Annotated in this window: 14 protein-coding genes; 9 read left to right on the top strand and 5 right to left on the bottom strand. The window is 62.4% G+C overall.

Annotated elements, in window-relative coordinates:
• Window positions 1-31 precede the first annotated feature (31 nt).
• Window positions 32-1753 (bottom strand): acyl-CoA dehydrogenase family protein, encoded by a 1722-nt coding sequence (locus AC19YX_RS11375; protein WP_500606267.1) that lies wholly within the window; start codon window positions 1751-1753, stop codon window positions 32-34.
• A gap of 111 nt (window positions 1754-1864) precedes the next feature.
• On the opposite strand from AC19YX_RS11375, the gene AC19YX_RS11380 reads away from it, so the two are divergent.
• The 4 genes from AC19YX_RS11380 to ntrC all read left to right on the top strand — a co-directional run bounded on the left by AC19YX_RS11380 (window position 1865) and on the right by ntrC (window position 7317).
• The gene (locus AC19YX_RS11380; protein ID WP_500606268.1) at window positions 1865-2764 is read left to right on the top strand and encodes a LysR substrate-binding domain-containing protein; all 900 of its coding nucleotides are present in this window, start codon (window positions 1865-1867) and stop codon (window positions 2762-2764) included.
• A gap of 198 nt (window positions 2765-2962) precedes the next feature.
• The gene (locus tag AC19YX_RS11385; protein WP_500606269.1) at window positions 2963-4381 is read left to right on the top strand and encodes an MFS transporter; all 1419 of its coding nucleotides are present in this window, start codon (window positions 2963-2965) and stop codon (window positions 4379-4381) included.
• Window positions 4382-4798: 417 nt separating this feature from the next.
• Window positions 4799-5884 carry a nitrogen regulation protein NR(II) gene (gene glnL / locus AC19YX_RS11390; protein ID WP_500606270.1) on the top strand — a complete coding sequence of 362 codons (1086 nt, stop codon included), beginning with the start codon at window positions 4799-4801 and terminating at the stop codon, window positions 5882-5884.
• Complete coding sequence (ntrC, locus tag AC19YX_RS11395; RefSeq protein ID WP_020299532.1) at window positions 5881-7317, top strand: nitrogen regulation protein NR(I); 1437 nt, start codon at window positions 5881-5883, stop codon at window positions 7315-7317. Before glnL ends, ntrC begins: the two co-directional genes overlap by 4 nt.
• An 841-nt stretch (window positions 7318-8158) precedes the next feature.
• Here the strand turns inward: ntrC and AC19YX_RS11400 are convergent.
• Window positions 8159-8599, bottom strand: coding sequence for a hypothetical protein (locus AC19YX_RS11400; RefSeq protein WP_201129074.1), 441 nt, complete (start codon window positions 8597-8599; stop codon window positions 8159-8161).
• Between AC19YX_RS11400 and AC19YX_RS11405 the strand changes: the two genes are divergently transcribed.
• Window positions 8598-9053: a tRNA (cytidine(34)-2'-O)-methyltransferase gene (locus tag AC19YX_RS11405; protein WP_078469395.1), complete on the top strand. Its 456-nt coding sequence runs from the start codon at window positions 8598-8600 to the stop codon at window positions 9051-9053. The genes AC19YX_RS11400 and AC19YX_RS11405 overlap by 2 nt on opposite strands.
• Window positions 9054-9233: 180 nt before the next feature.
• Here the strand turns inward: AC19YX_RS11405 and secB are convergent, their stop codons facing one another.
• From secB to AC19YX_RS11420, 3 genes are read right to left on the bottom strand one after another with little or no spacing between them, the layout of a single operon-like run.
• Window positions 9234-9716, bottom strand: a complete 483-nt coding sequence (gene secB, locus AC19YX_RS11410) for a protein-export chaperone SecB (RefSeq protein ID WP_020299535.1) — start codon at window positions 9714-9716, stop codon at window positions 9234-9236.
• 58 nt (window positions 9717-9774) lie between these two features.
• The gene (gene grxC, locus AC19YX_RS11415) at window positions 9775-10029 is read right to left on the bottom strand and encodes a glutaredoxin 3 (RefSeq protein ID WP_020299536.1); all 255 of its coding nucleotides are present in this window, start codon (window positions 10027-10029) and stop codon (window positions 9775-9777) included.
• 1 nt (window position 10030) lies between these two features.
• Window positions 10031-10444: a rhodanese-like domain-containing protein gene (locus tag AC19YX_RS11420; protein WP_078469394.1), complete on the bottom strand. Its 414-nt coding sequence runs from the start codon at window positions 10442-10444 to the stop codon at window positions 10031-10033.
• A gap of 151 nt (window positions 10445-10595) precedes the next feature.
• Between AC19YX_RS11420 and gpmI the strand changes: the two genes are divergently transcribed.
• The 4 genes from gpmI (at window position 10596) to AC19YX_RS11440 (ending at window position 15829) form a co-directional block, all read left to right on the top strand.
• A complete protein-coding gene (gene gpmI, locus AC19YX_RS11425; RefSeq protein ID WP_078469393.1) occupies window positions 10596-12125 on the top strand; it encodes a 2,3-bisphosphoglycerate-independent phosphoglycerate mutase in 1530 nt (509 codons plus the stop codon).
• 134 nt (window positions 12126-12259) lie between these two features.
• Window positions 12260-13546 carry a murein hydrolase activator EnvC family protein gene (locus tag AC19YX_RS11430; RefSeq protein WP_020299539.1) on the top strand — a complete coding sequence of 429 codons (1287 nt, stop codon included), beginning with the start codon at window positions 12260-12262 and terminating at the stop codon, window positions 13544-13546.
• Window positions 13547-13578: 32 nt separating this feature from the next.
• Window positions 13579-14889, top strand: coding sequence for a S41 family peptidase (locus tag AC19YX_RS11435; RefSeq protein ID WP_020299540.1), 1311 nt, complete (start codon window positions 13579-13581; stop codon window positions 14887-14889).
• Between the two features lie 115 nt (window positions 14890-15004).
• Window positions 15005-15829, top strand: coding sequence for a divergent polysaccharide deacetylase family protein (locus AC19YX_RS11440; RefSeq protein ID WP_500606271.1), 825 nt, complete (start codon window positions 15005-15007; stop codon window positions 15827-15829).
• Window positions 15830-15837: the final 8 nt, after the last annotated feature.

The raw sequence follows: 15837 nt of genomic DNA on the forward strand, positions 1-15837 counted from the left end.
AGTGTTCTCCAGCAAAGAGGGGAAGTGCCGTTCAGGCAGGCAGCAACTGCATGGCTTCAGCCAGCGACAGCGGACGCTCATTGGCCAGGTTCGCCAGCAGCGCGGCGTCGATCACCGGTGCCGAACGCAGCGGGTCGCGGGGCAGCAACTTGTGCTGCAGCACCAGATGAGCCAAGGCCAGGCGGCGATAGTCAGGTGCCTGGCGACAGGCTTCCCAGGCCATGAAAATCGCGCTGGCGAGGTGATACAGGGCGCTGCCGGCTTGGCGCACCTGTTCATCCTGACGCTGCCGGGCCACCTCGTCGAAGTGGCTGACCGTACGCTGCAGGGTCACCTCGAACAGGCGCCGGCTGGGCTCCGGCAAGTCGGCTTCGGCCAGCAATTGCGCAAGCATTTTCTGCAAGGGTTCCAGGGCTTGCTCGCGGGTCACGGCGCGGGCGATATCCAACGCAACAATGTTGCTGGTGCCTTCCCAGATCGAACCCAGGTGGGCATCGCGCACCAGCCGCCCGTCGCTCCACTCTTCGATGTAACCAACCCCGCCGCGTACCTCCATGGCATCGCCGGTCACCCGCCGCGCATCGCGACAGGCGCGGAACTTGATCATCGGGGTGAGGATGCGCACACACTTGCGCGCCGCTTCATCGCCGCCATCGGCCCGAGGCAGCAACGTGGCGATCTGCATGAACATCGAGCGGGCCTGCTCGGTGGGCAGCATCATCTTCAGCAACTGGCGCTGCATCAGGGGCATTTCGATCAGGTGTTTGCCGAAGGCTCGGCGCTGGCGCGCGATAAACAGCGCCTCGTTGAGGCCACGGCGCATCAACCCCGCCGCACGCACCCCGTTGGACAGGCGCGACATGTTGACCATGTCGGCCATCTGCTGAAAACCGCGGCCGACTTCGCCGATCAGGTACGCGGTGGCCCCTTCCAGGGTGATCTCGCCACTGGCCATCGAGCGGCTGCCCAACTTGTCCTTCAGGCGCTGGATCCGGTAGGCGTTGCGCGAACCATCGTGGCGCAGCCTGGGCAGCAGGAACAGGGTGACCCCGGCCATGCCCGCCGGGGCATCGTCTGGCCGGGCCAGAACCATGGCCAGGTCGGCATCCGGGTTGGAACAGAACCACTTTTCGCCAAACAGCTGCCATTCGCCATTCTCAAGCCGCGCCCGGGTTTCGGTGCGCGACACATCGGAGCCGGCCGCCTGCTCGGTCATGAACATGGCGCCCTGGAACAGTTGGTCAAAATCCTGTGACGCCAGCTGCGGCAGGTAGCGTTCCACCAATTCCGGGGCACCGAACTTGCGCAATGTGCGGGTCAGGGAGTCGGTCATGCTCACCGGGCAGCACAGGCCGAACTCCGCCTGCACGAACAGGTAGGTCAGCGCGTACTTCACCAGCGGCAGCGCCGGCTCGGGGCGATGGCTCATGGCGGCCAGGCCCAGTTCGGCATAGGCGACACGCTCCAGCTCAACGAAGTCGGGATGCTTGGCGATGCTTTGCAGGTTTTCCCCTCGTCGGGTGCGGGGCCGCAGTACCGGGGGATTCTTGTCGGCCGACAGGGCCAGCACGTCCAGTTCGCCACCCGCCCTGGCCCCCAGGCGCTGCCAGGTCGGTAGCCACTGCCCATAGACCTGCGCCGGCAGGTAAACCTTGAGCAGCGCGGCCAGCCCGGCATCGCATTCGAATAGATTCAGGCCCCGGCTATCGGGGATGTTCAGGCTGTCTTCGGTGGCGTGTGGCTCGACGTTCATGGGGCGTCTCCTGGTTCTTGTACGCCGAGACTAGAACCGCCATCGATAAGTATCTAATACAAAATCATTCCACTACGATAAGAAAACCAAATCGTAGAGCAGGGGATCAGCATGGACCTCAAACAGTTGCGCTACTTCGTCGCCGTGGCCGAAGAACTGCATTTCGGGCGCGCCGCGACTCGCCTGTTCATCTCGCAACCGGCGCTGAGTTTCGACATCAAAAAGCTCGAGAGCCAGCTGGATATCCAGCTGCTGATCCGCAACAACAAGTCGGTGAGTTTGACCAATGCCGGCCAGGTGCTGCTCGACGAGGCGCGTTACCTGCTGCTGCGCGCAGAGCAGGCGCGGCGCCTGACCCAGCGTTCGGCCCAGGGTTTTGTCGGGCGCCTGAGTGTCGGTTTCGTCAACTCGATCCTGCACCGCGGCCTGCCCCAGGCGGTGAAGAGCTTCGAGCAGCAACACCCGGACACCGAAGTGGTGATGATGGAAATGAACAGCGCCGAACAGGTCCAGGCCCTGCAACGCGGCCAGATCGATATCGGCTTCGTGCATGGCAACACCTTCGCCGCGAGCATCCACTGCGAGCCGGTGCTGGCCGAACCCTTTCTCTGCTGCCTGCCCGAGCGACACCCCCTGGCGCAGCAACAGCGGATCGACCTGGCACAACTGGCCGGTGATGATTTCATTCTGTTTCCGCGTAACGTCTCGCCGCACTACCACGACCTGATCATCGCCCGCTGCGTGGCCGCCGGGTTCAGCCCGCGCATCCGCCATGAGACCCGGCTCTGGCAAACCGTGGTGGCGATGGTGGCTTACGAAATGGGCGTGGCGCTGGTCCCGCAGACCCTGGCCATGACTCGGCAACAAGGGGTGCATTACTGCGAGATCGAGGGCGAGGGCGCGCTTTCAGAGATCCATGCGATTCGTCATGCCGACAAACCGGCGGCCGCCGCCGAGAGTTTCCTGGCGCTGCTCAAGGCCCTGCAACAACCCGCAACAGCGGAGCCCTGAGCCCGGGCGACCATACGAAATCACGTATCAAACAATAAGTTTTAATCATTATTTTTTTCATACCTGCCTGTATAGGCTCCGAGCAGTCGGACCTTGCAAGAACCTCATGCGCCGATTCGCCCAGCGAAATGTCCGCGACATTTTCGGCAGAAAATGGCGCGGGGCGCACATAACAATAACAACAAGCAGGAAGTGAACATGAATCCCGCCCTGGAAGCTGCTGCCCACAAAAAAGCCCGCAAAGCGGGCGTTGCCTCATTCATCGGCACCACCATCGAATGGTATGACTTCTATGCCTACGGGATCGCGGCCGCCCTGGTCTTCGGCAAAGTGTTCTTCCCCGCCGACCTGCCACCAGGCACCGCTACCCTGCTGTCGTTCCTGACCCTGTGGGCCGGTTTTGTCGCACGCCCCGTCGGCGGCATCATCTTCGGCCACCTGGGCGACAAGATCGGGCGCAAGACCACCCTGGTCATCACCCTGATCATGATGGGCATCGCCACCACTTGCATCGGCCTGCTGCCCACTTACTTGCAGATCGGCATCTGGGCGCCAATCGCCCTGGTGGTGCTGCGCATCATCCAGGGCATCGCGGTAGGCGGTGAATGGGGCGGCGCGGTGCTGATCGCCAGTGAAAGCGCGCCCAAGGGCAAGGGCATTCTCTACGCCGCCTTCGCTCAGCAAGGCTCACCGGCCGGCAACCTGCTGGCGACCCTGGTGTTCTTTGCCCTCAGTGCGCTGCCGGCGCCGGACTTCCTGCTCTGGGGCTGGCGCATTCCGTTCCTGCTCTCGGCGGCGCTGGTCATCGTCGGCATGGTGATCCGCCTCAAGCTCGAAGAGTCGGACGACATGAAGCGCCTGATCCAGCAGAAAAAGACCGTCAAGCTGCCGATCCTCGAGGTTCTGCGCAGCCACTGGAAAATCGTGCTGCTGGGGGCCGGGGTGTTGCCGATCATCCACGTCACCTACTTCAAAAGCACCTTTGCCCTGTCCTGGGCAACCAAGGAACTGGGCTACACTCAAAGCACGTTTCTCAGCGTGATCATCATCGCCCTGGTGGTGCAGTTCATCACCCAGCCCCTGGGCGCGGTGCTGGTGTCACGCATGGACATGCGCAAGGCCGTGGTGCTGATGGTGGTGCCGGAATTTTTCCTGATGCCGGCGATGTTCTTCGCGGTGGAAACCGGCACTTACTGGATCGCCGTGCTCGGCATGTGCCTGGCCACCGTGCCGCACTCGATGTTCTACGGTGCCGTCGGCGGTATCCTCGCCCGTGCCTTCCCGACCCGGGTGCGCTACAGCGGGCTGTCGATTTCCTATCAGCTGTGCTCGTTGCTGGTGGGCGGCGCCACGCCGGTACTGGCGCAAAGCATCCTCAACGGCACCGGGAGCATCGTCGGCGTGGCCATCGCGTCGGCCTGCTATGCCGTGGTGTCGCTGGTGTGCATGCTGCTGTTGCTCAAACGCATCGGCCATAACGCCGCCGAGCTGTCGACCGCCGAGCAGGAGGATGCCGATGAACTGGCCCGCGAAGCCGGCACTTCGACCATCACCCCGACAGACAGTCCTCGCCCGGCACATCAGGACGTGGGCGGATTGCCCCAGCCCGCCCGCTGACCGAGCGACCAGCCTCCGGTGGCGCGGGAGTTTGCTCCCCCCCCATAGGAAGTGTTCGCTTTTGACTGAATAACAAGGCCCGCCCCGAGCGGGCCTTGTGCGTGGTGCGCCGCACAAAAACGCAGCGCCGATCGCGTCGCCACGGGCAGCGGCTATTCTTTAGAGCACTCGTTCAGGAAGCGCACTATATTGGTGCGCACGCACGCCCCGATACCCATTACCCGGCCCATTTTGGTTCGAAAATACCCGCCAAAGCTGGCCAAGCGCCACGCAATCGAGCTTCAAACAGCTGTTTCAGGGCTTTGACGCTTCTTTTCGGAGCCTTGGTTTGGTTTTTGCATTTTCCTCACTCAGCGCTTTACCCGCGCGCGCACTCCGGGATCGGCCCCGAAGTGTTTTGCTCCAAAAGAGGTCCTAATGACCATCAGCGACCAATTGCACCGCTTGCTACTCGACAACCTGACCACCGCGACCATTCTGCTCAACGCCGACCTGCGCCTTGAGTACATGAACCCGGCCGCGGAAATGCTCCTGGCCATCAGCGGACAACGCAGCCACGGGCAATTTATCAGTGAGTTGTTCACCGAGTCGGCCGAAGCACTGAGCTCCTTGCGCCAGGCCGTGGAGCAGGCTCATCCCTTCACCAAGCGTGAAGCCATGCTCACCGCGCTGACCGGCCAGACCCTGACCGTGGATTACGCGGTGACGCCGATTCTGAGTAACGGCGACACCTTGCTGCTGCTGGAGGTCCACCCTCGGGACCGGCTGCTGCGCATCACCAAGGAAGAGGCCCAGTTGTCCAAGCAGGAAACCAGCAAGATGCTGGTGCGCGGCCTGGCCCATGAAATCAAGAACCCCCTCGGCGGGATTCGCGGCGCCGCCCAGTTGCTGGCCCGGGAGCTGCCGGAAGAAAGCCTCAAGGACTACACCAACGTCATCATTGAAGAAGCCGACCGCCTGCGAAACCTGGTGGACCGCATGCTCGGCTCGAACAAGCTGCCGTCCCTGGCCATGTGCAATGTGCATGAAGTGCTGGAGCGGGTCGGCAGCCTGGTGGAAGCCGAGAGCCAGGGCTGCATCACCTTGGTGCGCGACTACGACCCAAGCATTCCCGATGTGTTGATCGACCGCGAGCAGATGATCCAGGCGGTGCTCAACATCGTGCGCAACGCGATGCAGGCCATCAGCAGCCAGAATGAACTGCGCCTGGGGCGCATCAGCCTGCGCACCCGGGCCATGCGCCAGTTCACCATCGGCCACGTGCGCCATCGTCTGGTGACCAAAATCGAGATCATCGACAACGGCCCCGGGATCCCTGCCGACCTGCAGGAAACCATCTTCTTCCCCATGGTCAGTGGCCGCCCGGACGGTACCGGGCTGGGCCTGGCCATTACCCAGAACATCATCAGCCAGCACCAGGGCCTGATCGAATGTGACAGCCATCCTGGCCACACCACGTTCTCGATCTTTCTGCCACTGGAACAAGGAGCCCCATCGACATGAGCCGTAGTGAAACCGTGTGGATCGTCGATGACGACCGTTCTATCCGTTGGGTCCTGGAAAAAGCCTTGCAGCAGGAAGGCATGACCACCCAGAGCTTCGACAGTGCCGATGGCGTGATGAGTCGCCTGGCGCGCCAGCAACCGGACGTGATCATTTCCGATATCCGGATGCCCGGTGCCAGCGGCCTGGACCTGTTGGCGCGGATCCGCGAGCAGCACCCGCGTTTGCCGGTGATTATCATGACCGCCCATTCGGACCTGGACAGCGCTGTCGCGTCCTATCAGGGAGGCGCCTTCGAGTACCTGCCCAAGCCGTTCGATGTGGATGAGGCAGTGTCCCTGGTCAAGCGCGCCAACCAGCACGCCCAGGAGCAGCAAGGCCTGGAAGTGGTGCCCGCCCTGGCCCGGACCCCGGAAATCATCGGCGAAGCGCCGGCGATGCAGGAAGTGTTTCGCGCCATTGGCCGCCTGAGTCACTCCAACATCACGGTGTTGATCAATGGCGAATCCGGTACTGGCAAAGAGCTGGTGGCCCACGCCCTGCATCGCCACAGCCCGCGTGCGGCGTCGCCGTTCATTGCGCTGAACATGGCGGCGATTCCCAAGGACTTGATGGAGTCCGAGCTGTTCGGCCATGAAAAAGGCGCCTTCACCGGCGCAGCCAATCTGCGCCGCGGACGCTTTGAACAGGCCGATGGCGGCACGCTGTTTCTCGATGAGATCGGCGACATGCCGGCCGAGACCCAGACCCGCCTGTTGCGGGTACTGGCCGATGGCGAGTTCTATCGGGTCGGCGGGCACACGCCGGTCAAGGTCGATGTGCGGATCATCGCCGCGACCCACCAGAACCTGGAAACCCTGGTCCACGCCGGCAAATTCCGTGAGGATCTGTTTCACCGCCTGAACGTGATCCGCATCCATATTCCACGGATGTCCGATCGCCGCGAAGACATCCCGACCCTCGCCCGCCACTTCCTCAGCCGTGCCGCCCAGGAGCTCGCGGTCGAGCCGAAGCTGCTGAAAAGCGAGACAGAGGAATACCTGAAAAATCTGCCGTGGCCGGGCAACGTGCGCCAGTTGGAGAATACCTGCCGCTGGATCACGGTCATGGCTTCGGGGCGTGAAGTGCACATCAGCGACCTGCCGCCAGAGCTGCTGAGCCTGCCGCAGGACTCGGCGCCAGTGACCAACTGGGAACAGGCGCTGCGCCAATGGGCCGACCAGGCCTTGGCCCGTGGTCAGTCGAGCCTGCTGGACAGCGCCGTGCCGAGCTTCGAGCGGATCATGATCGAGACGGCCCTCAAGCACACCGCAGGCCGCCGGCGCGATGCCGCCGTGCTCTTGGGCTGGGGCCGCAACACCTTGACCCGCAAGATCAAGGAGTTGGGGATGAAGGTCGACGGCGGTGACGATGACGAAGGCGAGGAAGGCTGAACTGGCCCGCGCATACACCGCAAAACCACCTGACACCCTTCGGCGACCTTCCCAGCCATCGCTGCCTCGCCAGCGCGGCAGCGGCTACAGACTCGTGTAGCCGCTGCCGCAGGCTCGGGCCGCGTTCGACCGCTGGCCCTTCCAAACACTTCTGAACCACTCTGACATCCATGAGCGATCCCCCGGCCAGCGCAGCCTCGCGGGCTTGGCAGCGGCTACAGGCATGGGAGTTCTGCTTGGCATTTATGTTGGCGGCCAGGGAAGGCGACTTTTGCACTGCCTGAATGCGCGGTGCCCCGTGATCGGGCACGGAGCGGGCCTTGAGTCTCGCGGAGTTCGGATTCGAACAGTGGCCTTTCGAAAAGGTAAAAGCCCCGTATTACGGGGCTTTCAACCATGGATACCGGCAACAACCACATTCTTTTCGAACATTGGCACGCCCCCTGCAATACCCCAAGCACGACCCAGTTTCGGGAACCTTGGTACAGGCAGGCCGGGGATTCCCTCTTTAACACCAGGGCTCATCACGCTCACAGCGACGAGCCCACCCGTTTTGGGAACCTTGGTACAGGCAGGCCGGGGATTCCCTCTTTTACACCGGGCTCATCACGCTCACAGCGACGAGCCCAACCCGTTTCGGGAACCTTGGTACAGGCAGGCCGGGGATTCCCTCTTTTACACCGGGCTCATCACGCTCACGGCGACGAGCCCAACCCGTTTCGGGAACCTTGGTACAGGCAGGCCGGGGATTCCCTCTTTTACACCGGGCTCATCACGCTCACAGCGACGAGTCCAACCCGTTTCGGGAACCTTGGTACAGGCAGGCCGGGGATTCCCTCTTTTATTCCTCCCGCAGATGGATCTGCAGCTTCCAGCGCCCGTCGACCTTGGTCCCGGCCCACTCGCCGTGCAGCGGTCGCGCCGCCACCAGGTTCAGCAGCAACCCCGCATCCGCCGCCCTGACCCGCCAATTCACATCCTTGTCATTGACCTTCAGCCGACCGTTCTGCGCCGTCCCCTGGGCATCGAACAGCAGCGCCACGGTGCCGTCGATATGCTCGCCATGCACCTTGGGTTCCTGACTGAACCACACCACCAGGCCATCGGGCTGCACCTCCACTTGCTGCAGCAGCGTGGGCTCGGGGGTCGTCAGCCGGCCGATCATCAGCCCCACCATCAAACCGACAATCGCCAACGAGCCGAACACCCGCAGCATTAGCTTCGGCCTGGGGTCTTCTTCAGGCGTAGAATGCAGCCTGTCTTTCTCTTCGGAGCCGTGCATGTTTCACGTCATCCTCTTTCAACCAGAAATTCCGCCGAATACCGGCAACGTTATCAGGCTGTGCGCCAACAGTGGCTGCCACCTGCATTTGATCGAACCGCTGGGTTTCGACATGGACGACAAGCGCCTGCGCCGTGCCGGCCTCGACTATCACGAATACGCCACCCTGCAACGCCATGCCGACCTCGCCAGTTGCTTGGAAAGTCTCGGCCAGCCACGCTTGTTCGCCTTCACCACCAAGGGCTCGCGGCCGTTCCACGATGCCAGCTTTGCCGAGGGCGATGCCTTTTTGTTCGGCCCGGAAAGCCGCGGCCTGCCCGCCGAAGTGCTGGACGCCCTGCCCGGCGAGCAGCGCCTGCGCCTGCCGATGCGCGAAGGGTGCCGCAGCCTGAACCTGTCCAACACCGTAGCCGTCGCCGTCTATGAAGGCTGGCGGCAGCTGGGTTTCAAGTAAGTTTCAGCCGCTGGCGCAAGACTGCTAAACGCTCCAGCCGCAGATCGCAACCGACGGCGAGCTCACCGGCCAGCGCAGCCCCGCGGGCTCGGCAGCGGCTGAAGGTGATCGCTGGAAATGGCTGGGCCGAACATGAAAAAAGCGCCTTGAACGGCGCTTTTTTCGTACTGCACGTGCGGTTTACTGGACGGTGTTTTCGCCAGCCGACTGCATGCGCTGCAGCTCCTGGGCGTACAGCGCGTCGAAGTTCACCGGCGCCAGCATCAGTGCCGGGAACGAACCACGGGTCACCAGGCTGTCCAGCGCTTCACGAGCGTACGGGAACAGGATGTTCGGGCAGAAGGCACCCAGGGTGTGGCTCATGGAAGCCTCGTCCAGGTTCTTGATCAGGAAGATCCCGGCCTGTTGCACTTCAGCGATGAATGCCACTTCTTCACCGTTTTTCACGGTCACCGACAGGGTCAGGACCACTTCATGGAAGTCGCCTTCCAGTGGTTTTTGGCGGGTGTTCAGGTCCAGACCGACGCTTGGCTCCCACTGCTGGCGGAAGATTGCCGGGCTTTTCGGAGCTTCAAAGGACAGGTCACGCACGTAAATGCGCTGCAGGGAAAATTGTGGAGCGCTTTCGTCTTCGGTAGCGGCGGTGTTCTGTTGGTCAGTCATCTCGGATCCTTCTTGATCTCGGGGCTACTAGAGGGTTCGACTATTTTGGGGGGTTCGGTCAAGCCTTAAGCAGCGCGTCGAGCTTGCCGGCGCGCTCCAGGGCGAACAAATCATCACAACCGCCCACATGGGTGCTGCCGATCCAGATCTGTGGCACGGACGTGCGTCCGGCCTTCTGGGCCATTTCGGCGCGCACCTGGGGCTTGCCATCGACCTTGATCTCTTCGAAGGCTACGCCTTTGTTCTCGAGCAGGTGCTTGGCCCGCGAGCAGTAAGGGCAGTAATCACTTGAGTAGACGACGACAGCGGCCATATCACTTCACCAACGGCAGATTGTCGGCTTTCCAGCTGCCGATGCCACCGGACAACTTGGCGGCGGTAAAGCCGGCCTTCAGCAGTTCGCGAGCGTGAATGCCTGAATGCTGGCCTTGGGCGTCGACCAGGATGAGGGTCTTGGCCTTGTGTTTTTCCAGCTCGCCGATGCGAGCCATCAGTTTGTCCTGGGGAATGTTCAGCGCGCCCACGATGTGGCCTGCGGCGAAGTCCTTGGATGGACGGATATCGATCACTACGCCCTGCTCGCTGTTGACCAGTGCGGTCAGCTCGCGGGTGCTGAGGCTGCGGCCGCCGCGGCTCAACTCATGGGCGATCAACAGAGCCAACAAGATGACGAAGGCGCCGACGAGCAAGTAGTGATCAGTGGCGAATTGAATCAGGTGAGCAACCATCAAGGAGGTTCCAGGGCGTTAAAATGTCGGCCAGTATACACAGCCGTCAAGGTCGGCCAAACCCCGCCCGGCGGTGACGGCACCGGAACTTAGCTTTAAACTGCCACTCCCTTTTTAAACACCTCCCCCAATCCAGCCACGAGTGGAATCTATGACTACCACGCCTAAACCTTTGGTCCTGATGATTCTGGATGGCTTCGGTCACAGCGAGAGCCACGAATCCAACGCCGTCTATTCGGCCAAGAAGCCGGTCCTGGACCGCTTGTGCGCCAGCATGCCGAACGGCCTGATCTCGGGTTCGGGCATGGATGTCGGCCTGCCGGACGGGCAAATGGGCAACTCCGAAGTCGGCCACATGAACCTCGGCGCCGGGCGCGTGGTGTACCAGGACTTCACCCGGGTGACCAAATCGATCCGCGACGGCGACTTTTTCGAGAACCCGACCCTCTGCGCCACCGTCGATAAAGCCGTGGCGGCGGGCAAGGCCGTGCACATCCTCGGCCTGCTGTCCGACGGCGGCGTGCACAGCCACCAGGACCACCTGGTGGCCATGGCCGAGCTGGCGTTCAAGCGTGGCGCCGAAAAAATCTACCTGCACGCCTTCCTCGATGGCCGCGACACCCCGCCTAAAAGCGCCCAGTCGTCCATCGAACTGCTGGATGAATCCTTCAAGACCCTGGGCAAGGGCCGTATCGCCAGCCTGATCGGGCGCTACTTCGCCATGGACCGCGACAATCGCTGGGACCGCGTGGCCCAGGCCTACAACCTGATCGTCGACGGTCAGGCTGAATTCAACGCCGCCGATGCCCAGGCAGGCCTGCAGGCCGCTTACGAGCGTGGCGAAAGCGACGAATTCGTCAAGGCCACCACCCTGGGCGAGCCGGTGAAGGTCGAAGACGGCGACGCCGTGGTGTTCATGAACTTCCGCGCCGACCGCGCCCGCGAGTTGACCCGGGTCTTCGTCGAGGACGGTTTCAAGGACTTCGAGCGCGCCCGCCAGCCGAAACTGGCCGGCTTCGTCATGCTCACCCAATACGCCGCCAGCATCCCCGCGCCATCGGCCTTTGCTCCCGGCAGCCTGGAAAACGTCCTCGGCGACTACCTGGCGAAAAACGGCAAGACCCAGCTGCGCATCGCCGAAACCGAAAAATACGCCCACGTGACCTTCTTCTTCTCCGGCGGCCGTGAAGAGCCCTTCCCCGGCGAAGAACGCATCCTGATCCCGTCGCCCAAGGTCGCCACCTATGACCTGCAGCCGGAAATGAGCGCCCCGGAAGTCACCGACAAGATCGTCGACGCCATCGAACACCAGCGCTATGACGTGATCATCGTCAACTACGCCAACGGCGACATGGTCGGCCACAGCGGCGTGTTCGACGCGGCGGTCAAGGCCGTGGAATGCCTGGACCTGTGTGTGGGGCGGATTGTCGACGCCCTGGAGAAGGTCGGCGGCGAAGCCCTGATCACCGCCGATCATGGCAACGTCGAGCAAATGTCCGACGAATCCACCGGCCAGGCGCACACCGCCCACACCACCGAGCCGGTGCCGTTCATTTATGTCGGCAAACGTGCACTGAAAGTGCGCGAAGGCGGGGTCCTGGCCGACGTCGCGCCGACCATGCTCAAGCTGCTGGGCCTCAAGCAGCCTGAAGAGATGACCGGCAAATCGATCCTGGTTTGATAGCAAAAGGCCCAAAACCGGCCGGAAACGGCTTTTTATGACGAACGCCTCAAAGCAGTTGGCTTTGAGGCGTTTTTTTTGCTGCGATGGGCGGGCATACTAGGCCGTCCCTTTCCCTGGTGTCGCCCGCCTCTATGCTTCGCTCGCTGATTGCCCTTGCTCTGATCTGCCTGCTCCAACCGGCGTTTGCCGATGAGCGCGCGCAAACCCAACAACAGTTGGACGCCACGCGTCAGGACATTACCGAGCTGAAAAAGCTGCTGGGCAAGCTGCAGGAAGAAAAATCCGGCGTGCAAAAAGACCTGCGCGGCACTGAAACCGAGATGGGCAAGCTGGAAAAGCAGGTCGAAACCCTGCAAAAAGAGCTGAAGAAAAGCGAGACCGAGCTGCAGCGACTCGATGAGGAGAAAAAAAAACTCCAGAGCGCGCGCACTGAACAGCAACGACTGATCGCGATCCAGGCCCGTGCGGCCTACCAGAACGGTCGCCAGGAATACCTCAAGCTGTTGCTCAACCAGCAGAATCCGGAAAAATTCGCCCGCACCCTGACCTATTACGACTACCTGAGCCAGGCACGCCTGGAGCAGTTGAAGAACTTCAACGAAACCCTGCGCCAACTGGCCAATGTCGAAAAAGACATCTCCCTGCAACAGGCCCAGTTGCTGGTGCAGAAAAGCAGCCTCGACAGCCAGCGCGAAGAACTCGACAAAGTCCGCAAGGAACGCCAGCAGGTCCTGGCCAAGCTCAACGACGATGTGAAGGCCCGCGACCAGAAGCTGCAAGCCCGCGAGCAAGACCAGGCCGACCTGTCGAAAGTCCTGAAAACCATCGAGGAAACCCTGGCTCGCCAGGCTCGAGAGGCAGAAGAAGCGCGACAGAAAGCGCTGATCGCCCAGCAGGAAGCCGAAAAAAAGCGTTTACGTGAGGCCCAAGCAGACGCCAGCGATGCCCCACGCAAACCGACCAGATCAGCGCCAGGCCCCCTGGTTTCAAGTTCAGGCGCATCCTTCGGCGGGCCTTTTGCTTCAGCCCGGGGAAAACTTCCATGGCCTGTTGATGGTCGACTGCTTGCACGCTTTGGTGAATCCCGTGGCGACGACGCCCGTACCAAGTGGGACGGGGTGATGATCAGCGCCAGTGCCGGCAGTCAGGTACACGCCGTACATGGTGGTCGCGTGGTGTTTGCCGACTGGTTGCGCGGCGCCGGCTTGCTGGTGATCCTCGACCACGGCAACGGTTACCTCAGCCTCTACGGACACAACCAGACATTGCTTAAAGAAGCTGGCGACATTGTCAAAGCCGGTGAGTCCATTTCCACGGTCGGTAATAGTGGCGGACAAGACACACCTGCGCTGTACTTCGCTATTCGTCAGCAGGGCCGCCCCAGCGACCCGGCACAATGGTGCCGCGCGCAAGGATAAGCGCCGTTACCTAATTTAGGAGTTCGTTCGACATGCTGCATTTGTCCCGCCTCACCTCGCTGGCCCTGACGATCGCTCTGGTGATCGGCGCGCCGCTGGCGTTCGCCGCCGAAACTGCTCAATCGGCGGCCGCCGCGACCACCAAGGCGCCATTGCCGCTCGAAGAGCTGCGCACCTTTGCCGAGGTCATGGACCGGATCAAGGCCGCGTATGTCGAACCTGTCGACGACAAGACCCTGCTGGAAAACGCCATCAAAGGCATGCTCAGCAACCTCGACCCACACTCCGCCTATCTGGGCCCGGAAGATTTTGCCGAGCTGCAGGAAAGCACCAGCGGTGAGTTCGGTGGCCTGGGCATCGAAGTCGGCGCCGAAGACGGCTTTATCAAAGTGGTATCGCCGATCGACGACACCCCGGCGTCCAAGGCCGGGATCCAGGCCGGCGACCTGATCGTCAAGATCAACGGCCAGCCGACCCGTGGCCAGACCATGACCGAAGCCGTGGACAAGATGCGCGGCAAACTCGGGCAGAAGATCACCCTGACCCTGGTCCGCGACGGCGGTACACCTTTCGACGTGACCCTGGCGCGCGCCACGATCCAGGTCAAAAGCGTGAAGAGCCAGTTGCTGGAGTCGGGCTACGGCTACATCCGCATCACCCAGTTCCAGGTCAAGACCGGCGAAGAAGTCTCCAAGGCCCTGGCCAAGCTGCGCAAGGACAACGGCAAGAAACTCAGCGGGATCATTCTCGACCTGCGTAACAACCCGGGTGGCGTGCTGCAATCGGCGGTGGAAGTGGTCGACCACTTCATCACCAAGGGCCTGATCGTCTACACCAAGGGCCGTATCGCCAACTCCGAGCTGCGCTTCTCGGCCACCGGCAAGGACGAAAGCGAAGCCGTGCCGATGGTGGTGCTGATCAACGGCGGCAGCGCCTCGGCCTCGGAAATCGTCGCCGGCGCCCTGCAAGACCAGAAACGCGCGGTGCTGATGGGCACCACCAGCTTCGGCAAGGGTTCGGTGCAAACCGTGCTGCCCCTGAACAACGACCGCGCGCTGAAGATCACCACCGCGCTGTACTTCACCCCCAATGGGCGCTCGATCCAGGCCCAGGGCATCGTGCCGGACATCGAGGTGCGTCGCGCCAAGATCACCAGCGAGTCCCAGGACGGCGAATACTTCAAGGAAGCCGATCTCCAGGGCCACCTGGGCAATGGCAACGGCGGCGCCGACAAGCCGAGCGGTTCGGCGAGCAAGGCCAAGCCGATGCCGCAGGACGACGATTACCAGCTGGCCCAGGCGTTGAGCCTGCTCAAGGGCTTGAGCATCACCCGCGGTCGCTGACCGTCAAACCCATCGCCGGTAAAGCGGCTCCCGCGCATTCTGCGGGAGCCCGAGGGGCACGCCCCTCGCCGGCGAAGGCGCCTCACCACCCGTGCAAAGGCCGCAGCCCAATCCCATGTTACGCATCCCCCTGACCCGCCAGCGCCAACCCGTTTCAAGGTTGTCGTGGGGGCTTCTGGTCGCCCTGTTGTGTCTTCTGAATGTGATCCCGGCCCAGGCGGCTGAAACCTCCCGGGTGCCGCGCAAGGCCTACCTGACCCTGATCATCGATGACCTTGGGCAAAACCTGCCCCGGGATCGCCGCGTGCTGGCCCTGCCAGGGCCGGTGACCACCGCGATCATGCCCGACACTCCCCACGCCGCCGAATTCGCCCGCGAAGCCCATCGCGCCGGCAAGATCGTCATCCTGCACATGCCCATGGACCCTGCCACCGGACCTTTTGCCTGGCACCCCGAGCTGCCCATCGAAGAACTGCAAAAGCGTCTCGATGCGGCATTCAAGGCCGTGCCCTACACCAGCGGTATCAACAACCATATGGGCAGTCGCATGACCGCTCAGCCGCAGGCCATGGCCTGGTTGATGGCTGAGTTGCAGCGCCGCCACAAGTTCTTCGTCGACAGCCGCACCAGCGCGCAGACCGTCGCCGCCGCCGAGGCCCAGAAAATCGGCCTGGCCAGTGTTTCACGGGATGTATTCCTCGACGACGAGCGCACCGAAGCCGCTATTGCCGGGCAACTGCAAACCGCCATCAACCTGGCGCACAAGCAGGGCTCGGCGGTGATGATCGGCCACCCTTATCCACAGACCCTGGCCGTACTCGAACGCGAGCTGCCCAAGCTCAAGGCCCAGGGCATCGAGTGGATCGATATCAAATTGATGATCAGCGTGCGCAGCAACCAGGCCACAGCAGCTCACGGCAAGAACGGCAAGTACAGGTAGGGCAACTG

The sequence above is a fragment of the Pseudomonas sp. MF09150 genome, assembly GCF_059862355.1.

Excerpts from the sequence above, each read along its gene's own strand:
- AC19YX_RS11375 (WP_500606267.1), bottom strand. The coding sequence starts at position 1,753 with ATGAACGTCGAGCCACACGCCACCGAAGACAGCCTGAACATCCCCGAT.
- AC19YX_RS11380 (WP_500606268.1), top strand. The coding sequence starts at position 1,865 with ATGGACCTCAAACAGTTGCGCTACTTCGTCGCCGTGGCCGAAGAACTG.
- AC19YX_RS11385 (WP_500606269.1), top strand. The coding sequence starts at position 2,963 with ATGAATCCCGCCCTGGAAGCTGCTGCCCACAAAAAAGCCCGCAAAGCG.
- glnL (WP_500606270.1), top strand. The coding sequence starts at position 4,799 with ATGACCATCAGCGACCAATTGCACCGCTTGCTACTCGACAACCTGACC.
- ntrC (WP_020299532.1), top strand. The coding sequence starts at position 5,881 with ATGAGCCGTAGTGAAACCGTGTGGATCGTCGATGACGACCGTTCTATC.
- AC19YX_RS11405 (WP_078469395.1), top strand. The coding sequence starts at position 8,598 with ATGTTTCACGTCATCCTCTTTCAACCAGAAATTCCGCCGAATACCGGC.
- AC19YX_RS11400 (WP_201129074.1), bottom strand. The coding sequence starts at position 8,599 with ATGCACGGCTCCGAAGAGAAAGACAGGCTGCATTCTACGCCTGAAGAA.
- secB (WP_020299535.1), bottom strand. The coding sequence starts at position 9,716 with ATGACTGACCAACAGAACACCGCCGCTACCGAAGACGAAAGCGCTCCA.
- grxC (WP_020299536.1), bottom strand. The coding sequence starts at position 10,029 with ATGGCCGCTGTCGTCGTCTACTCAAGTGATTACTGCCCTTACTGCTCG.
- AC19YX_RS11420 (WP_078469394.1), bottom strand. The coding sequence starts at position 10,444 with ATGGTTGCTCACCTGATTCAATTCGCCACTGATCACTACTTGCTCGTC.
- gpmI (WP_078469393.1), top strand. The coding sequence starts at position 10,596 with ATGACTACCACGCCTAAACCTTTGGTCCTGATGATTCTGGATGGCTTC.
- AC19YX_RS11430 (WP_020299539.1), top strand. The coding sequence starts at position 12,260 with ATGCTTCGCTCGCTGATTGCCCTTGCTCTGATCTGCCTGCTCCAACCG.
- AC19YX_RS11435 (WP_020299540.1), top strand. The coding sequence starts at position 13,579 with ATGCTGCATTTGTCCCGCCTCACCTCGCTGGCCCTGACGATCGCTCTG.
- AC19YX_RS11440 (WP_500606271.1), top strand. The coding sequence starts at position 15,005 with ATGTTACGCATCCCCCTGACCCGCCAGCGCCAACCCGTTTCAAGGTTG.